The 18,121-nt window shown below is 39.5% G+C and carries 16 protein-coding genes; all 16 read right to left on the bottom strand.

Features of this window, described 5'->3' with window-relative positions; all coding sequences use genetic code 11:
- Nucleotides 1-45 precede the first annotated feature (45 nt).
- The gene (locus AC1DSE_RS14210) at nt 46-1,248 is read right to left on the bottom strand and encodes a glycosyltransferase (protein ID WP_477510971.1); all 1,203 of its coding nucleotides are present in this window, start codon (nt 1,246-1,248) and stop codon (nt 46-48) included.
- The gene (wecB, locus tag AC1DSE_RS14205) at nt 1,248-2,375 is read right to left on the bottom strand and encodes a non-hydrolyzing UDP-N-acetylglucosamine 2-epimerase (protein WP_477510972.1); all 1,128 of its coding nucleotides are present in this window, start codon (nt 2,373-2,375) and stop codon (nt 1,248-1,250) included. Before wecB ends, AC1DSE_RS14210 begins: the two co-directional genes overlap by 1 nt.
- A gap of 5 nt (nt 2,376-2,380) precedes the next feature.
- Nucleotides 2,381-3,490, bottom strand: coding sequence for a capsular polysaccharide biosynthesis protein CapF (locus AC1DSE_RS14200; protein ID WP_477510973.1), 1,110 nt, complete (start codon nt 3,488-3,490; stop codon nt 2,381-2,383).
- 29 nt (nt 3,491-3,519) lie between these two features.
- Nucleotides 3,520-4,545: a polysaccharide biosynthesis protein gene (locus AC1DSE_RS14195; protein WP_477510974.1), complete on the bottom strand. Its 1,026-nt coding sequence runs from the start codon at nt 4,543-4,545 to the stop codon at nt 3,520-3,522.
- A 30-nt stretch (nt 4,546-4,575) separates the two neighbouring features.
- Nucleotides 4,576-5,799: a glycosyltransferase family 4 protein gene (locus AC1DSE_RS14190; protein WP_477510975.1), complete on the bottom strand. Its 1,224-nt coding sequence runs from the start codon at nt 5,797-5,799 to the stop codon at nt 4,576-4,578.
- Between the two features lie 15 nt (nt 5,800-5,814).
- A complete protein-coding gene (locus tag AC1DSE_RS14185) occupies nt 5,815-6,672 on the bottom strand; it encodes an NAD-dependent epimerase/dehydratase family protein (protein ID WP_477510976.1) in 858 nt (285 codons plus the stop codon).
- A complete protein-coding gene (locus AC1DSE_RS14180; RefSeq protein WP_477510995.1) occupies nt 6,669-7,304 on the bottom strand; it encodes a sugar transferase in 636 nt (211 codons plus the stop codon). The genes AC1DSE_RS14185 and AC1DSE_RS14180 overlap by 4 nt, the downstream gene beginning before the upstream one ends.
- Before the next feature lie 37 nt (nt 7,305-7,341).
- Nucleotides 7,342-8,229: a UTP--glucose-1-phosphate uridylyltransferase GalU gene (gene galU / locus AC1DSE_RS14175; RefSeq protein ID WP_477510977.1), complete on the bottom strand. Its 888-nt coding sequence runs from the start codon at nt 8,227-8,229 to the stop codon at nt 7,342-7,344.
- A 103-nt stretch (nt 8,230-8,332) separates the two neighbouring features.
- A complete protein-coding gene (locus AC1DSE_RS14170; protein WP_477510978.1) occupies nt 8,333-8,968 on the bottom strand; it encodes a hypothetical protein in 636 nt (211 codons plus the stop codon).
- Nucleotides 8,969-9,000: 32 nt separating this feature from the next.
- Nucleotides 9,001-10,833 carry a polysaccharide biosynthesis protein gene (locus tag AC1DSE_RS14165; RefSeq protein WP_477510979.1) on the bottom strand — a complete coding sequence of 611 codons (1,833 nt, stop codon included), beginning with the start codon at nt 10,831-10,833 and terminating at the stop codon, nt 9,001-9,003.
- Nucleotides 10,834-10,869: 36 nt separating this feature from the next.
- A complete protein-coding gene (locus AC1DSE_RS14160; RefSeq protein WP_477510980.1) occupies nt 10,870-11,562 on the bottom strand; it encodes a CpsD/CapB family tyrosine-protein kinase in 693 nt (230 codons plus the stop codon).
- Nucleotides 11,543-12,310: a YveK family protein gene (locus AC1DSE_RS14155; RefSeq protein WP_477510981.1), complete on the bottom strand. Its 768-nt coding sequence runs from the start codon at nt 12,308-12,310 to the stop codon at nt 11,543-11,545. Before AC1DSE_RS14155 ends, AC1DSE_RS14160 begins: the two co-directional genes overlap by 20 nt.
- Nucleotides 12,311-12,471: 161 nt before the next feature.
- The gene (locus AC1DSE_RS14150) at nt 12,472-14,574 is read right to left on the bottom strand and encodes an S-layer homology domain-containing protein (protein ID WP_477510982.1); all 2,103 of its coding nucleotides are present in this window, start codon (nt 14,572-14,574) and stop codon (nt 12,472-12,474) included.
- Nucleotides 14,575-14,694: 120 nt separating this feature from the next.
- On the bottom strand, nt 14,695-15,480 hold the full coding sequence (locus tag AC1DSE_RS14145) for a tyrosine-protein phosphatase (RefSeq protein ID WP_477510983.1): 786 nt from the start codon (nt 15,478-15,480) through the stop codon (nt 14,695-14,697).
- Between the two features lie 195 nt (nt 15,481-15,675).
- The gene (locus tag AC1DSE_RS14140) at nt 15,676-16,653 is read right to left on the bottom strand and encodes a diaminopimelate dehydrogenase (RefSeq protein ID WP_076268473.1); all 978 of its coding nucleotides are present in this window, start codon (nt 16,651-16,653) and stop codon (nt 15,676-15,678) included.
- A 33-nt stretch (nt 16,654-16,686) separates the two neighbouring features.
- Nucleotides 16,687-17,946: a Glu/Leu/Phe/Val family dehydrogenase gene (locus AC1DSE_RS14135; protein WP_076268474.1), complete on the bottom strand. Its 1,260-nt coding sequence runs from the start codon at nt 17,944-17,946 to the stop codon at nt 16,687-16,689.
- Nucleotides 17,947-18,121 lie beyond the last annotated feature (175 nt).

Here is an 18,121-nt window from a genome sequence, read left to right as displayed (position 1 = left end):
TATTTTCATTTAAGTTAATAACTCCTAATATATAGTTGAAAAGTTTTATATATTATTATTGTAAGTTTCTACATATTCAATATACCTGTCTTTATCATTATAAAATTGTTTTGCTCGGTTTATCGCTTGTATTGAATATTTAGACTTGCCATAAGTTTTTATTTCTCTTACTCTCTCAATAAGAATGTCCAAATTCCCTTTTTCTACTATAAAACCACAACTTTCGTCTATACTTTCGACACTTCCGCCCGTGGCAAAAGTAACGACAGGAGTACCACATGCTAATGCCTCTAGATTGGTTGTGGGGAAATTGTCTTCTAATGTAGGATTAATAAAAACATCTACAGTTGAGTATATCTCCACAAGTTCTTTAATATTATTAGTTCGTGTTATACCAATTATATTGTCAGGCAGTTGAGCAATTTGTTTTTCTGTTAATCCCACCAAAACTATTTTTTCGTTATTTTCCAGTTTTTTTGATAACTCAACAAAATATTTTAATCCCTTTCTTCTATCCCAAATACTTGCGACACCTAATATAATATATATATTTTCAAGATTATGTTTTGTTCTAAAATTGCTCTCTGTTGGTTGAAAAACTCCCAAGTCTATGCCATTATTAATAACTGCAATAGGATATTCGCCTACTATAGATTCTTTTACTATACCTGCTAACCAAATTGATGGTGTTACTATCGTTAAATTCTTAATACCAGTAAAGATATCTTTTTTTATAGAAAAATTATTATATGAATTATCAATAAATTTACTGCTTGGGTATGAGTTTTTCTCAGGACATTCAAAGCAATTGGTTTTCCATTTATCACATCCCACATAATCAAAATAAGCACAATGGCCTGTAAATGCCCAACAATCATGTAAGGTCCAAATAACTGGCTTATTAGCTTTGTTTAAATAATCGAACAATATTTCAACATTGATATAGTATCCATGAATATTATGTAAATGAATCACATCCGGGTCTAACTCTTCAACCTTATTTATAAATTCCTTAGTAGCTTTCTTCGAGCCAAACCCATGCTTATCATAAATCCTAGTCAAGGCTACATGGGCATAGTTGTCGAATTTCGATCCTATTTTAATGGTTTGATCACAGTTTTTCGCCTGGCCTCTACCATAAGCAATATAACTCTCATGCCCCTGCTCAACAAGCATTTTATGGATATCTGTAGCTATCCTACCGGTACTCCCAACTCCACAGACAGAGTTGATTTGTAATACTTTCACTAATTGCGCCCCCAAACAACTCTATCGACGTAATCCGTATAAGACAATATAATCCTTAATATTTTATCTGAAACGTTATGCATGCTATAATCCGTCACACGTCTTAATGTCTCTGCTTCTTGAGTTTCCAACACTTCTAATCCCTGCAAAATCCGCATTTTATTGAGTCCAACCATCATTACCGAAGCCTCTTCCATTGCTTCAGGACGCTCATGAGCTTGCCTAATATTAAGTGCTCTAAATCCGAGAATCGATGACTCTTCACTTATTGTTCCACTGTCACTGAGAACAACTTTTGCATGAATTTGAAGCTTATTATAGTCATTGAACCCCAAGGGTTTCATTGTTTTCACTAACGGATTAAACTTGATGCCCTTGGCCTCAATCATATTTCTTGTTCTAGGATGAGTACTTATGATGATAGGCAACTGATATTTTTCAGCAATCTCGTTTAAACTCTCCACCAGGTTTAAAAAGTTCGTTTCTGAGCTAATATTCTCTTCCCTGTGTGCTGACACTACAAAGTATTGTCCCTCATTCAATGCCAGTCTCTCTAACACATCGGAATTCTCAATATCCGATTTTCTTGAATGAAGAACCTCAAACATCGGGCTTCCCGTTTTGATTATTCGATCTGCTGGTAGTCCCTCTCTTAGTAAATATTCTCTTGCAATATCACTGTAAGTTAGATTAACATCTGCGATATGGTCTACAATTTTTCTATTTGTTTCTTCCGGGACCCTTTGGTCAAAACATCTATTTCCGGCTTCCATATGGAAGATTGGGATTTGCCTTCTCTTTGCTGCGATGGCACATAAGCAGCTATTCGTATCCCCTAAGACCAACACAGCATCAGGTTGAACTTCTTCCATAACAGGGTCAATTTTTATTAATATATTCCCAATCGTTTCAATGGCACCACCTGTGGCAGCATCTAAGAAATAGTCCGGTTTTCTTAAATGGAACTCTTTAAAGAATACTTCGTTTAACTCATAGTCGTAATTTTGCCCTGTATGGACAATAATATGTTCTATTGCATTGGACTGTTCCAACTTGTTGATAACAGCTGAGAGTCTTATAATTTCTGGTCTTGTTCCAACGACTGTCATCACTTTGAGCTTCTGCATATAATTTAAACCTCCAAGTAGTAGGTGTCTGGCTTTGCCGGATCAAAGTGTTCATTGGCCCACATGACTGTAACCATATCTACTTGCCCCAGGTTCTCAATATTGTGTGTATATCCTGTAGGTATATCTACAACTTCCATCTTTTCACCACTCACAAAATATTCTAACACTTCATTGCTATCGATCTTCCGAAAGCGAATAACCCCGATTCCACTGACAACAAGAAACTTTTCATTCTTTGTGTGATGCCAGTGATTACCTTTCGTTATCCCTGGCTTAGATATATTAATGGACACTTGTCCACGATCTGGCGTCTTCACAAATTCAGTAAAGGAACCTCTATGGTCCACATTCATCTTTAATTCATAACTAAATTGATCTTTTGGCAAATAACTGAGGTATGTACTGTACAATTTCTTGGTAACTGCATCTGACATATCTGGAATAGTACGCTCCACACGGCTCTTCTTGAATGAATATATTATTTCAGAAATTTCTCCAAGTAAAATACTATGAACGATTGGAACTTCACAATATTGTCCAACAGCGTTTTCATTGCCATTCAGGGCATTAAGTAACTCCTCAATCACGTCATCAATGTACACCAATCTCATGCCAACATTTGGATTATTAATGGTAATAGGTAGATCATGGGCTATGTTGTAACAAAATGTTGCTACAGCACTGTTGTAATTAGGCTTACACCACTTCCCGAATACATTGGGATAACGGTATATTAGCACTTTTGCCCCTGTAGCCTTACTGTGTTCAAATAGTAACTCCTCGCTTGCCCTCTTACTCAGCCCATAAGGATTATCTAAATCAGCTTGAATAGACGAGGATATCATAATTGGACATCTATTTTCATACTTCTTTAAAGTGTCGAGAAGTAGGGTAGTAAATCCGTAGTTTCCATCCATGTATTCGGACTGATCTTTAGGTCTATTTATACCTGCAAGATGAAATACAAAATCCGTTTCTCTACAATATTCATCTAGTAGGGTTGGATCAGTGTCTCTGCTGAATTCAAAGATAGTTCCGAAATTTTTATTTTTCAATTCCGCTATCAGGTTCTTAGCAATAAATCCGTTTGCTCCGGTCACCAATATGTTCACTGTTTATTCCAACCTCCTATAATTCAGAATTAGTATATTACAGGAATCGCTCTAAGTTCCTTTTGCACATAATCTAGCATCAGTAACTTTTCTTTGACCTGTGCTATAGTGAGCCTCTGCGTATTGTGGGAGTTATACTCTTCTTCCGTAGATAGTTCTTGATTACCCTCAACAAAATATTTATCGTAGTTTAGATCCCTCTTGTCTGCTGGTACACGGTAGTATCCATCCATATCATGGGAGACTACATGTTCTTCCCTAGTAAGTAAAGTCTCATACAACTTTTCACCATGACGTGTGCCAATGATTTTAATCTCATTATCAGCATTAAATAACTCTACGAGCGCTTGTGCAAGGACTCTAATCGTGGATGCAGGAGATTTCTGTACCATAATATCACCAGCTTCTGCATGTTCAAACGCGAACACTACAAGCTCAACGGCATCTTCTAAGTTCATCAAAAATCTAGTCATATTAGGATCCGTAATAGTTAGTGGTTGACCGCTCTTAATTTGTTCAATGAACAATGGAATCACTGAACCTCTAGAAGCCATTACATTTCCATAACGTGTCCCACAAATTAGTGTTCGACTAGGATCTACAGTCTTCGCCTTAGCTACAAATACTTTCTCCATCATCGCTTTAGAGATTCCCATTGCGTTAATCGGATATGCTGCTTTATCTGTAGATAGACAAATGACTTTCTCTACGCTATTCTCAATGGCAGCTGTAAGCACATTCTCAGTACCTAACACATTCGTTTTCACTGCTTCTAAAGGGAAGAACTCACAAGAAGGAACTTGTTTCAATGCTGCCGCATGGAATACATAGTCAACGTTATACATTGCATTTTTTACGCTTGCAAGATCACGAACATCGCCTATATAAAACTTTAATTTATCACTCTTATAAACTTTCCGCATATCATCTTGCTTCTTCTCATCGCGTGAAAATATACGAATTTCTTTTATATCCGAATCTAAGAATCTATTCATAACAGCGTTACCGAAGGAGCCAGTACCGCCTGTTATCAACAGAGTTTTATCTTTAAACATACTATTCTCACTCCCTTGACTATGACTTAACTATTTCACATTTTGGAATAAATCATCAATCTCATTTAGTAAATCTTGCTTATTAAAATTATTATCATAATAGTTTCTTGAGTTTAACTGTAACTCATCCAATTCGGTAGCTGACAGCTTGGACATCTTTATCACCGCATCCGCGAAACTTTTAGCATTTCCCACTTCGCAAACCATACCCGAACTCGACTCATTGACTATATCCGCTGTTTCGCCATCAGCAGAAGCAAGAATTGGCATTCCACACGCCATATAGGATTGCAGCTTAGCTGGAATTGTCATCTTAAATAGAGGATTCGCGGTTAAGCATATGACAGCCACATCATGCTCTGATAGTATCTTAGGAATTTCAATAGCAGGCTTCTTTGGAATGAACGAGAATAACTCTGTTACACCCTTGTTCTTAACTAGCTCTAAGAGTGTTCCTTTGTATCGACCTTCCCCTACTATCGTAAACAGTATCTTGCTAGTACAATCTATTTCATCCTTAATTATCCTTGCTGCTTCTGGTAATATATCTAACCCTTGAGCATTACCGATATTACCAGTAAATATCACCTTAAACACCTTTTTTGTCTCTTCTATAACAGATTCCGATTGCTTCATAGGCTTATAGAAATCTTCGGCATATTGCGGCCAAAACATGATTTTTTCTGTTGAAACACCTCGGTTTTCAATAGACTTAACAAAACTCTTTGAAGTTGTTAGTATCTTTGTACAGTTAGAATAGATGTAATCTACCATCTTACCAATAGATGATAGGACCCATTTATTAGTTGTCCCTGTTATAATTGCTACATTCTCTGGCCATAGATCCTGTACATATAAGTAACATGGGATTTTCCGTTTCATTGCATACCATACTCCGGGCAATGCCTGAGTCATTGGTGAAACTTCATAAATAAATACAAAATCAGCTTTAATATTTGTAGTAGACTTCCATATAAATCCCGTTGCTACAAATGACAAATAATTTAGTATCAAAGTTATTGAATTAGAACCTCTAGCAACCAATGGAATTCTTATTATTTCGACTCCATTATATGATTCTCTTCTACTTTTAAATAATCCGTATCCTTCATAGTACTTTCCTTGTGGATAATTCGGGATTCCTGTAATTACCGTTACTTTATAGCCTCGCTTTACCCATTCCGTGCAAATATCATTAATTCGAAATTGTTCAGGGTAGAAATATTGTGAAATAACTAGAATATGTTTTTTCAAGTAAATTTCGACCCCTTATCTCTCAGTCATCTCAATTGAATTTTTCAGATCTCTTATTGTATAATTTGCTCTATAAGCACTCATACTTTGCTCATACACTAAATTTCCAAACAACTTATTAAAGACCCCTATCTTAGTAGCTAGCCACTTTAGAAGTGGATTAAACCCTTTAATTAATCTTAATTTTTTACCATGCGTTTCAGCAATTAGCCTAACCATTTCGCTGGTTTTAACGTATTCTCTATTTTGCGGAAAAAACAAACCCGAATCTTCAAAATCGATTATACTCTTTAAAAATTGACATAAGTTATCTATGTGAAGCATACTTCGCATATTATCTACATCCGGAAATATAGGAGATCTTTGAGCCATATTTGCAAGCCTACTATAGTTTCCTTTAGATCCTTTTCCATATATCATTGGAGGTCTCAGGACAGCAATTCTGAAACTATCATTTTGTAATGGAAGTATCGCTTCTTCCGCTTGAAGTTTACTACGGCCATAAAAATTTCTTGGAGCAGGTATCGTATTTCTATCGATAAGCTTTAACAAATTACTGCCATCACCATAAACGATGATACTACTCATAAATATGAACTGCTTGACACCTTCATTTTCAGCTTTTTTCGCTACTTCAATAGTAAGATCACGATTTACTTTGTAATATATGGATTCCATTTCAGGATCAGTCGAGACATGAGCTACCCCAGCTGCATGAAAAATGACATCATATGAGGAGAAATCTTTCTCTTTCCATATATCATCTCTTAAACTAATAAATTCAACTGAATAGTTAGTTGGATCTTTTACAAGTAAATTTTTCAAACTTATGCCTATATAACTATTAGAACCAGTTATCAATATTTTTTTCATTTTGCATTAGTCTCCAATAAACTAGGAAAATCTTTATTTCTCACTTTTCCGGTTTCGCCCTCAACTACACCATCTCTTCTCACAACACTCAAGATCGTACCGAAGAAGCACCTAACATCCATCCACAAACCAATCTTATCTACATACTCCCCATCCAGCTTAGCCTTCACTTCAATTGGAAGCTCGTCTCTACCGTTAATCTGCGCCCAGCCTGTTAGGCCAGGTAGGATGTCATTCGCACCGTAAATGTCGCGCTCTGCGATCAGATCGTATTGATTCCATAGTGCAGGACGTGGGCCAATGATACTCATTTCACCTTTGAGTATGTTAATGATTTGGGGCAATTCATCCAGACTTGATTTACGAAGAAATTGTCCCAGCTTCGTAATGAAAGCCTTCGGGTCTTGTAGCATATGTGTTGGCATATCTTTTGGTGCATCTGTCCGCATTGTTCTAAATTTCAGAATATAAAAGTGCTTCCTATTCTTACCAACACGCTTTTGTTTGAATAAGACAGGGCCTTTAGAGTCAGCTTTGATAAGAATAGTGATAAGCGCCAAAACTGGCGACAATATGACGATGGCAAGGAAGGATAAGACAATATCAGCAACTATTTTCACAACACTGTACAGCTTCAATTCATCACCCACGTTGTTGAATTTATGTATTTCAAAATAAGACTTTCGGTTGATGCTCATTCATGACGAATTCTAAATACTCTAGTAAATCCATCTTCAGATCTTCCCTTTGCAATGCAAATACTAATTGAGTCTTAATAAACCCAAGCTTGTCCCCTACATCATACCTGGTACCTTCAAAGTCGTAAGCATATACTGCTTCAAAACGATTGAGTTCTGCTATAGCATCGGTGAGTTGAATCTCGTCGCCTGCACCTGGTGTTTGGTTCTCTAAAACATCGAATATGCTTGGACTAAGGATATAGCGACCCATTATTGCAATATTAGATGGAGCAACTTCACGTTTTGGCTTCTCTACTAGGTTCGACACACTATAGAGTCGGTCCTGAACAACTTTACCGTCAACGATACCATAACGGGATACTTCATCCATCGGTACAGTCTGGACACCGATAATAGATGATCTGTAACGATCGTATTGCTCGATCATTTGTTTCAAGCAAGGCTTTTCCGCCTGCACAATGTCATCGCCTAACAACACAGCGAATGGTTCTTGTCCTATAAACTTGCGAGCACACCAGATCGCATGACCTAGCCCTTTCGCTTCCTTTTGCCTAATATAGTGAATGTCCACCATCTTGGACGACTTCTGTACTTCACTAAGTATTTCTAGCTTTCCCTTCTCAAGTAGAGTCTGCTCCAGTTCAAACGAATTGTCGAAGTGATCTTCGATGGCTCGTTTCCCTTTACCCGTCACGATAATGATATCTTCGATTCCTGATGCAATCGCTTCTTCGACAATATATTGAATAGTAGGCTTATCTACAATTGGTAGCATTTCCTTGGGCATAGCTTTTGTTGCTGGAAGAAAACGTGTTCCCAACCCTGCTGCCGGTATAATAGCTTTACGTACTTTCATGAGATAACCTCCTACTGGTCTAAATTTGCTTTTTAAAGTATGGTTCAATATTCACTTCATCCAACTTCCCCTTCTTATTGGKGTGACAATTTTAGAAATACACCTATTTATCTTGAATAACCTCATCAAAAGATTTCCCTTGGCTCATACCGTATTTTTTTGCAACTTGAATCAGTTCATCATACTGCTCCTCTGATAGTTTTTCGAGAATAATAGTACGCGCTTCTTTCTTTTCTTCTAAGTTCAAGCCTCCGCTTGCAAGAGCTTGCAGTTTCTTAATATCTGCCATGCTGAGTTCTTTAAGTAATACGGATGAGACCTTCGCTTTTTCAGATACTGTTATTTTTTCCTGAAGATCTTTAGCTTTATCTAAAGAAACCTCGCCGCTGTAGCCATCTTTAGACTTATCTTCTTCTTTGGTTCCGTTTGAATCATTAGATCCGCTATCCTTAGTATTATCTGTCCGCGGCTTATCTACTTTTTCGTTTGAACTATCTACCGTTCCATCATTATTAACCGTTGTAGAAGGATTATCCTTCCCTGTCTCATCTGTTCCCTGCTCTTCTGGCTTTGTGTCTGGAGTCACCACTTCATTCAACAAATCGCCTTCAAGATCAGCAGCTAATGTAGAAATAAGCTTATCCACAGCATAATTAGCTGCAAATAAGCCCCCTACTCCCAGTATGACAATGATTGATGCGACCCAAATTAATATCTTCTTCCACTTTTTCTTACGCATGTTTAATCTCCTCCGTTATGATAGTCTGTCTGCTAAGATACATGTGAATAAAAAGGAACAAGATGCTCGATAACATCTTTAATTGTCGTTTGATTATCTCCAATAGCTTTCTCAATTCGTTTGAATTGAAGCTCGAGTTCTACTCTATTAATCTGTGTAGGCTTGCCTATGTAAATTCGTTCATGATGTGTAGAGGTTACAGCCTCTTCATCCGTTAGCAGCTCCTCGAACAGCTTCTCGCCTTCACGCATGCCGCTAAAGTTTATTTCAATATCTATATTCGGCTCGTAGCCTGACAATCGAATGAGATCCTGCGCTAGATCAAGAATTCGTACTGGCTCTCCCATATCTAAGACAAAGATTTCTCCACCTTTAGCAAATGACCCCGCTTGGATAACGAGCTGAACCGCTTCTGGAATCGTCATGAAATATCTGACCATGTCAGGGTGAGTTACGGTCACAGGTCCTCCTGCAGCAATCTGCTGTTTGAACCTTGGAATTACGCTGCCTCGACTTCCGAGTACATTCCCGAACCGTACAGCTACGAACTGGGTATCACTTATTGTGTTAATACTCTGTATGTACATCTCTGCAATTCTCTTAGTCGCTCCCATAATGCTTGAAGGATTAACAGCTTTATCGGAAGAGATCATAACGAACCGTTCCGTTTTATATTTATCCGCAAAATCTGCTACGTTCTTTGTCCCAAACACGTTGTTTTTCACTGCCTCTGAAGGGTTTCTTTCCATAAGGGGCACATGCTTATGCGCTGCTGCATGGAATACAACCTGCGGCCTAAACTTCCGAAATACGTCGTCCAATCTGCTTCGATCCTGAATATCTGCGATTACCGTCTCCAAATGAACATTCGGGAATTTTGTTCTGAGCTCTATCTCGATCGTGTAAATACTATTCTCTCCATGTCCAAGTAACAACAGGCTTTTCGGATTAAAGGAAGAAATTTGTCTGCAGAGCTCTGAACCTATTGACCCACCAGCACCTGTTACGAGCACAACTTTACCTGATACATAATTAGCTATGCCTTCTAAATCCGTCATAACAGGGTCTCTTCCCAGTAAATCCTCCACTTCTACATTACGTAATGCTTTTACCGCAAGAACACCCTTAATAAAATCATTAATAGAAGGAATAATCTTAACCTTGGCTCCTGTAAGCTTACAAACATTAATAATTTCCGTTATATGTACCCGCTTCGCGGACGGCATTGCAATAATAATGTCATGGATATGATGTTTTTGTACTATTTCCTCTATGTGCATACGAGTTCCAAGAACTGGTATTCCTACTACTTGCATATTTCGCTTATGTAGATCATCATCAATAAAACCTATAATTCGATTACCTGAAAAGCTGTTGCTTGTCATAATTTCTTTTGCAATAAGAGCTCCACAATCCCCAGCACCAATGACTAGTACATTATTTGTTAAAGCGGACTTTTTGGTTCTATTTACTCGGATCAAGCGCCATAGGAAACGCGATCCACCCATTAATAGCAGCATAAGTTCAAGTGTTCGAGTTGTAATGGAAATAGGAACCCGTTCTCCATTTAGTGCGTACGTTGCTCCATATGATAAAATAAGTCCGATTATAATGGCTTTGGCTAGCTCTATAATCTCTCCTATACTGGCATATTGCCACATACGTCTATACATACGGAAGAATGCCAAACTACTGCCGCATATCACGGTTGTTAATAAAGCAAATTCAAGCATTTGTTTCACGTAGATGGGAGGGATATTTCCGTCAAAACGAAAGAGATAAGATACCCCAGTTGCTATCCATATAATACAAATATCTACCACCAGTATGATTAGCATTCTATTTCTATTACTCACCTTGCTCATCCCTCCACTAAAGCTATCATCTACGATTTGAATTGTTTATTTATCTTGTACACCATAATAATAATAGTAGGCTTCTTCATTCGCTTTACGCTTCACATTATTCAGTACGACACCTAAAATCCGGGCATTCACACTCTCTAAATTCTTAACTGCCTTACTAGCGATATCCCTTTTCACTTTCCCTTGATCGACTACCAGAATGACACCATCGCTCTTTGTAGCCACAATCTGTGCATCAGTTACAGCAAGTAATGGCGGTGTGTCGATTAAGATAATGTCATACTTTTTTCTTAGTTGCTCAATGACTGCAGTCATTCTTTTGGAATTCATCATTTCCGCTGGATTTGGAGGAATGGCACCCGACGTGATGATGTCCAAATTGGGAATATCCGAAATCTGGATTACTTCCTCTAATGAGCATTGCTGTGAAATAACGGATGAAAGACCAAAACGATTGGACACTGAAAAGGTGTGATGAGCAGTTGGTTTACGAAGATCGGCATCAATTAGAATAACCTTTTTCTCCGATTGAGCGAATGTAACTGCCAGATTCGTTATGGTCGTAGACTTCCCTTCGCCAGGTCCTGCCGAAGAGACCATTAATACTTGAAGCTTTTCATCTATGGAAGAAAACTCAATATTGGTCCGAAGCGCACGATAGGATTCTGATATGGGAGAACGAGGATTAGTTATTGTTATAATCTGTCGCTTATTTTTCGATAGAGACACGCTCTAATTCACCTGCCTTGTAGGTTTGGTTGGCTTTGCTAGTTTGGTTAGAATTAACATCCTCCAGACTCATTCTCGAGATCATGGCTAGCGTTGGTTGTCCCAAAAACTGTAGCACGTCCGCTTCAGTCTTAATGGTATCATCCATATACTCAAGCAAGAATGTAATACCGACAGAAATTATTAAGGATACAATAAAAGCAATTGCGATATTAAGCGGAATATCAGGAGATACTGGACTTGGCTTTGCATCTAAGACAGCTTCATTCAAAATGGAAACATTCTCAACTTTAAAGATATGCTGAATCTCTTCACGGAAAACGTTTGACACCGCATTTACGACTTGAGCCGCTTGCTTATAATCTATATCTTGTACAACTAATGTCATTACTTGCGTATTGTTTACAGAGCTAACCTGAATCTTGTACGATAGCTCAATTGCCGTTAATCCAAGCTGTGGATATTTGGCAGCTACCTTATCTAAAATAGCTGGTGTTTTTATGATTTCTTTATAGGTATCTATCATTCTAATGTTGGTATTTATTTGATTAATATCAAGTTGCCCCGTTGCCAATTGTGTCGTGGTTTGATTCACAATAATTTTCGTAGAGGCCTCATAGACAGGGTCTTTAAAGTACATACTTATAACAGCCGCTGCCGCTGTACAAATCAAGACAAACACAATTATAAGCAACAATCTCTTCTTAATGATCGCTATATACTGTCGCAAATCTAGTTCGCTAGACACTTAATATTCCTCCATCCGATATAGTCTTTAAGAATTAGTAAATGATTCTAAAGAACCATATCCTACTACATAATAATCTATAATCTAACAATATCCTATAATTTTCCGAAAAAAATCTTCCCCTCACCTACATGAGAGGAAGATTATGTCTATATTGTTACTTAATTGTCGAAGTTTAGTGCACGGTAAATAATTACTGCTGCCTCTGCACGAGTCGCATTGTTATTTGGCAAGAACTTGCCTGCATTTCCAACTACGATTTTGTGAGTTGCCGCAAATGCAACGCCATCTTTTAATGACGCATTAATTTTTCCAGCATCCGCAAAGTCTTTTAGTGCAGCATTTACATCAGCTACGTTAGAAGCGCCTTGCGAAACTTTCAATGCGCGAGCGATCATCGTTGCCATCTCAGCACGAGTAATCGTTGCATTTGGATCGAATTTAGTATCTGAACGGCCGTTAATGATTTTGAGTTGTGCCGCAGCAGCCACGTATGGTGCATACCAAGCAGCTGAATCTACATCAGCAAAGCCTTCTGTAGCTGAGCCATTCTCAAGATCAAGAGCACGGATAAGCATTTTCGCGAATTCAGCGCGAGTTACTTTGTCTTTCGGTGCAAATTGACCTTCTGATTTACCTTCGATTGCGCCTTTTGCAGCTACAACGCTAATTTCGCGGCCAGCCCATGCTTCTACAGAAGCAATGTCTTTGAACGAAACTTTGTTTTCTACAACCACATAAGAGGAGAACGAATCACGAGATTCGATAATAGAGTTGCCCGATACACGTCCACCGTGGAATACTAGCTTGCCATCAACGATTTTCGCTACGGAAAGAAGCTCTTTATCAAGACCAGTTGTATCGCCCAGCGGAATGCTGATTACGATCGGTTGATCGAATGAAGTTTTTGCAGTACCGCCAACCGTTAGGTTGAAGTCATAAACTTCAGATACTGATTTCAACGTGCCTACAACGTCAGCAGATACATCGCTCTTCTTAATAGTAAGACCAATAGCAGAAGAGAATGAACCGCCTACAGGAACAGTCACTTCAAATTTGCCAATCGTGAAAGTTGCACCGGATACATTTCCAGCTGCTGCAGCTTTAACCACTGCATCGGAAAGGTTTAGAACTACATCCTTTTGTGCTACTTCACCAAGATTGATTTGCAAAGAAGTCTTGGCAAGTGCAGAAGCTGGTGCTAGTTCTTTCACCTTGGATGCAACCGTGTTAATACCGGCAACTGCTGACAATACACTCTTCTCATCCAATTGAAGAACAGCTTGTCCATTTACTGTAGTAACACTTGAAGCTGCGCTGATTGCTGCAAGCTTAGCAATTTCTGCTTTTGCATCAGCAACAAATTTAGTAATAATAGCAGCTTTCTCAGCATCAGTTGCTTTATCAAGCGCTGCTTTCAGATCGTTTAGCAATTTGTCAGTTGATTCAGGAAGTTGAGTAACTGGTGTTAATGTGCCACCTGGACCACCTGGAGTGATTGGAGGTGTAGTGTTTAGTGATTTATAAGCAGTGTACAAAGCGCCAGCTGCAGCAAGGAATTTAGTATCGTCTTTTACTGCTAGTTTTGCTTGAGATAATACTTCAAGTACATCTTCAGTCGTTACACCATAGTGACGGAAGATCTTCTCAACTGCATAATCACTAGGCAGCGCTGCTAGCACATCCTGCAATAGTTTATTAAGGGCATTCGAATCCTTTAGTAGACTTATAAGTCCAGCCAGATCCTTGGAATCAACTTGCTTAATAAGCTCTTTTTGAATATCAAGGAAATATTGAGCAATATCATCCACTGTAAGATCATTTACTTCTGCTCTAGTGGCAAAAGATTGTAGCAATGTTCCATATTTTGTGCGCAGTTCTTCAAGTCCAGCAACTGAAGGATTATAAGAAAGCTTCACAGCATCGTGGAAAAGATTTTCTAACTGTGTCTCTTCACTGTCCGTTGGGTTAAACTTGTTTACAATCGGTTTTACGATGTCGCCTTTTACATGAATGTCCAACGCATCCAGTTCAAGCTGGAAAGCTTCAACTGCAGCTAATCCGTTTGTGCTAATAAGAGCGGCATGCAGCTTCTTAATATCAGATACAAGAGCGGAATCAGCCAATGAAGAAGATGCATAAACAACCCCATTTACTCCAAGCTTCTCTGCCAAACCTTTGCTACTTAGCGGAATGCCAGCGAAAGCCGTAAGGGCTACGCTTGCCGCAATTGTAGAAACTGCTAATTTTTTTCTTAATGTCACTTTCTTCACTCCTAATTATATGATAATAGTTGAACTCATCTAATAGATGAATGACTAATAACGCCATTAAAAACATTTTCAGTATGCGCTTTCTTCAACTTCCAATCATTCTAGCGCGCACTATTTTTTGTAAAAATAGGAAATAAAACGACGCAAAACCCTGTCTGAAGAAACTATAGTAATAGGCTGGTTATGTATAGGTTTGTCGTCTAACACAGACTGAGCGTTGGATTGCAAATAGGTAACCCACTGTTCTCCCATCCGCCTCTCAATGGACGCGTAGGCTTCGCCCAGACGAAAACCGCGGCGCTCAATATGATGAGCATCGGAAGATACAAAATGAATATGGCCCGCCTTCAATAATGACCATGCGGATTGTTCAATGCGCTTACCAAATCCCCCAAGCAGTGAGTGGGTCGTAACCTGTGCGAATGCGCCTGCTTCAATAAGCTCAGCTAATCGATCGGGGTGCTTCACAACTTCTGCATTTCTTTCTGGGTGAGCGATAATCGGTTTCAACTTCAATACATTAAGCTCATGCACGAGCTCAATCATCGCCTTCGGAATACGGGAGGATGGCATCTCAATCAAAACATAACTAGAGCCGGCTAAGGGAAGCAATTCTTTTCTATACCAAGCATCGAGCAGATCATCATGAACGCGAATTTCTTGACCTGTATGTATAGCAATAGGCACACCCGCAGCTATTAACCTTTCGTTAATAGTGAGAGTGTGCTTAGCTACGTCGATTGCTGTATTGGTATAGGTTCCATTGGCATGGTGCGGAGTGGCGATGATCGTTGTAATTCCCTCTGATACAGCTGCCCGGGCCATATTCAAAGTATCATCGAAACTTGCCGCACCATCATCCAATCCAGGTAAAATATGCGTATGGATGTCTATCATGCTGAGTTCACTTCCTAGTAGAATTTACCTGTTAGGTAGGTTTGAAACTATTCTACCATAGGAAAATGGATCTTTCAGCACTTCTCCCTATAATTCGACAGTAATTACTCTCACTTTTTCATTATATCCTACTATTTCCAAAAGTGTAAGTAAAAAATTGTAAAATGGAGGGGGATGTTCAGAAAAGTTTCAGAACTATAGAAGCTCTTTACGCAGTTCTGCTGCGGATTTTGGTGAAAGGTAGCCGTATGGAATGTCGAATACGGTTTTGGCTCCAGACTGTCCTTCACGAGCAAATTTATAAGCTGCTCTAGCATAAGCAACAAGCACGCTTGCCGTGAATTCAGGGTTGCTGTCAAGCTTCAAACCGAACTCGATAATTTGAGTGCTGTTCTCGCCTGTTTTGCCACTGCGAAGCACCATACCACCATGAGGCATTGTGGAATGCTCGGCTTTCAATGTTGCTTCATCAATGAAATGAACCGTCGTATTATAATCGGAGAAATAGTTCGGCATCGTACGGATTTCCTCAGCAATCGCGTCTTGATCAGCACCTTCTTCTGCTACAATGTAGCAATCACGGACGTGCTTCTCACGCGTTGTAAGCTCTGGATTTTCACCGTTACGAACTCGCGCTACTGCCTCTTCACTAGGAATGGTGTATTGAACGCCGTTCTTAACACCTTTCACGCGGCGAATCGCATCTGAATGGCCTTGGCTTACACCTTTGCCCCAAAATGTATACTCCTTGCCTTCTGGCAATATTGCCTCAGCAAGCAGACGATTCAATGAGAACAAGCCTGGGTCCCAGCCTGTGGATATTACACTTACTTTATTGCTCGTTTTGGCAACTGCATCTACCTGATCAAAAAATTCAGGAATACGCGCATGCGTATCGAAGCTGTCAACCGTATGGAACAAGCGGGCAAAAGCAGGAACCTGCTCTGGCAAATCTGTTGCTGAGCCGCCGCAAAGAATCATAACGTCGATATCATCGACAAAGCGCTCCGCATCTTCAATTTTATATGCTTTTGTTTCAGACGGAATAGATGCTGGGTCTCTACGAGTAAATATCGCATCCAATCTCATATCCGCACTTTGTCTAATTGCAAGCTCTACGCCGCGTCCAAGATTGCCGTAACCAACAATACCGATGCGAATCTGTTCTGTCATGACGCCGCCACCTCTTCTTGTTTTATAAATATATTAGATCCAGCCTCTAGCTTCCATTGCTGCTGCGATCCGTTTGATCGAAATCATATAAGCAGCTGTACGAAGGTCAGTGTCATGTTCCTTAGCAAGATCACGAACAGCTACGTAAGAAAGAATCATATTCGTCTCAAGCTTCTCAAGAACCTCTGCTTCGCTCCAGTAGTAGTTAGCCAAGTTTTGTACCCACTCGAAGTACGAAACCGTAACGCCGCCTGCATTTGCAAGTACGTCTGGAATAACTGTGATGCCGTGGCTCCAAAGTACGCGATCCGCTTCTGGTGTTGTTGGTCCGTTTGCAGCTTCTGCAACGATTTTTGCTTTAATGCGATCTGCATTTTTAGCTGTAATTACGTTTTCTAGAGCAGCTGGAACCAAAACATCAACATCAAGCTCAAGCAAATCTTCATTAGAAATATAGTACTTCTCGCCATACTCACGGATGGAAGTCGTATCCTTTAGTATGGAGATCTGTTCGATATCCAATCCATTCGGATCGTAAATTCCGCCTCTGGAGTCACTGACTGCTACAACTTTAATGCCTGCTTCGCTAAGCAAACGAGCAGCAATGCGACCAGCGTTGCCGTAACCTTGAATCGCTGCAGTAGCCGTTTCAATAGGAATATTCTTATCTTGAAGTGCTGCCAAGATCGTGTACACACAGCCTTGTGCTGTTGCTTCATTACGACCTTGGGATCCGCCAAGAATAAGCGGTTTACCTGTAATAACGCCAGGTGAGTTAACGCCTTTTAGTCTGCTGTACGTATCCATCATCCAACCCATGATTTGTGGAGTCGTGTATACATCCGGTGCAGGAATATCTTTGTCAGGACCTACAAAATCAGCGATAGCTTCCATGAAAGCACGGCTAACACGCTCTAGCTCGCCTTTGCTAAGAAGATGTGGATCACAAATAACTCCGCCCTTGCCGCCGCCATAAGGAAGGCCAACAACGCCGCATTTAAAGCTCATCCACATGGAAAGTGCTTTTACTTCATCAAGCGTTACATCAGGGTGAAAGCGAATGCCGCCCTTAGTCGGTCCAATCGCGTCATTATGCTGGGAACGGTAACCTTCAAACACTCGAATTGAGCCATCATCCATACGAACTGGGAAGTTAACCGACAGCACGCGCTTCGGCTGCTTCAAGATGTCTGTAACATGCTTAGGCAATTGTAGATGGGCCGCTGCAGTATCGATTTGCTGTTGTGCGATTTGGTACGGATTTAACGTTTCTTCTACTATACTCACTGTCATTTTAAGTTCAGTCCTTCTTCGTAGAGTCCGACTCCCATTCCATGGATTAGCCGCTTTTTTGATTTTACCTTTTTCATCACTATTTTAAAAGAAAAATTTCGTTATTTAGTGCAAAAATTCTACATTTTTATCCATTGTCATGTTAGATTTCATGTGATGGGAGTTACCATAACAC

It is taken from the genome of Paenibacillus sp. 01L418, from assembly GCF_056400045.1.
Note: the sequence above shows the minus strand (reverse complement) of the source record. Positions and strands in the feature narration are given on the sequence as shown.

Bases quoted from the DNA above. Each gene is read 5' to 3' on its own strand.
- wecB (WP_477510972.1), bottom strand. From the start codon at position 2,375: ATGCAGAAGCTCAAAGTGATGACAGTCGTTGGAACAAGACCAGAAATT.
- AC1DSE_RS14195 (WP_477510974.1), bottom strand. From the start codon at position 4,545: ATGTTTAAAGATAAAACTCTGTTGATAACAGGCGGTACTGGCTCCTTC.
- AC1DSE_RS14185 (WP_477510976.1), bottom strand. From the start codon at position 6,672: ATGAAAAAAATATTGATAACTGGTTCTAATAGTTATATAGGCATAAGT.
- galU (WP_477510977.1), bottom strand. From the start codon at position 8,229: ATGAAAGTACGTAAAGCTATTATACCGGCAGCAGGGTTGGGAACACGT.
- AC1DSE_RS14170 (WP_477510978.1), bottom strand. From the start codon at position 8,968: ATGCGTAAGAAAAAGTGGAAGAAGATATTAATTTGGGTCGCATCAATC.
- AC1DSE_RS14165 (WP_477510979.1), bottom strand. From the start codon at position 10,833: ATGAGCAAGGTGAGTAATAGAAATAGAATGCTAATCATACTGGTGGTA.
- AC1DSE_RS14145 (WP_477510983.1), bottom strand. From the start codon at position 15,480: ATGATAGACATCCATACGCATATTTTACCTGGATTGGATGATGGTGCG.
- AC1DSE_RS14140 (WP_076268473.1), bottom strand. From the start codon at position 16,653: ATGACAGAACAGATTCGCATCGGTATTGTTGGTTACGGCAATCTTGGA.
- AC1DSE_RS14135 (WP_076268474.1), bottom strand. From the start codon at position 17,946: ATGACAGTGAGTATAGTAGAAGAAACGTTAAATCCGTACCAAATCGCA.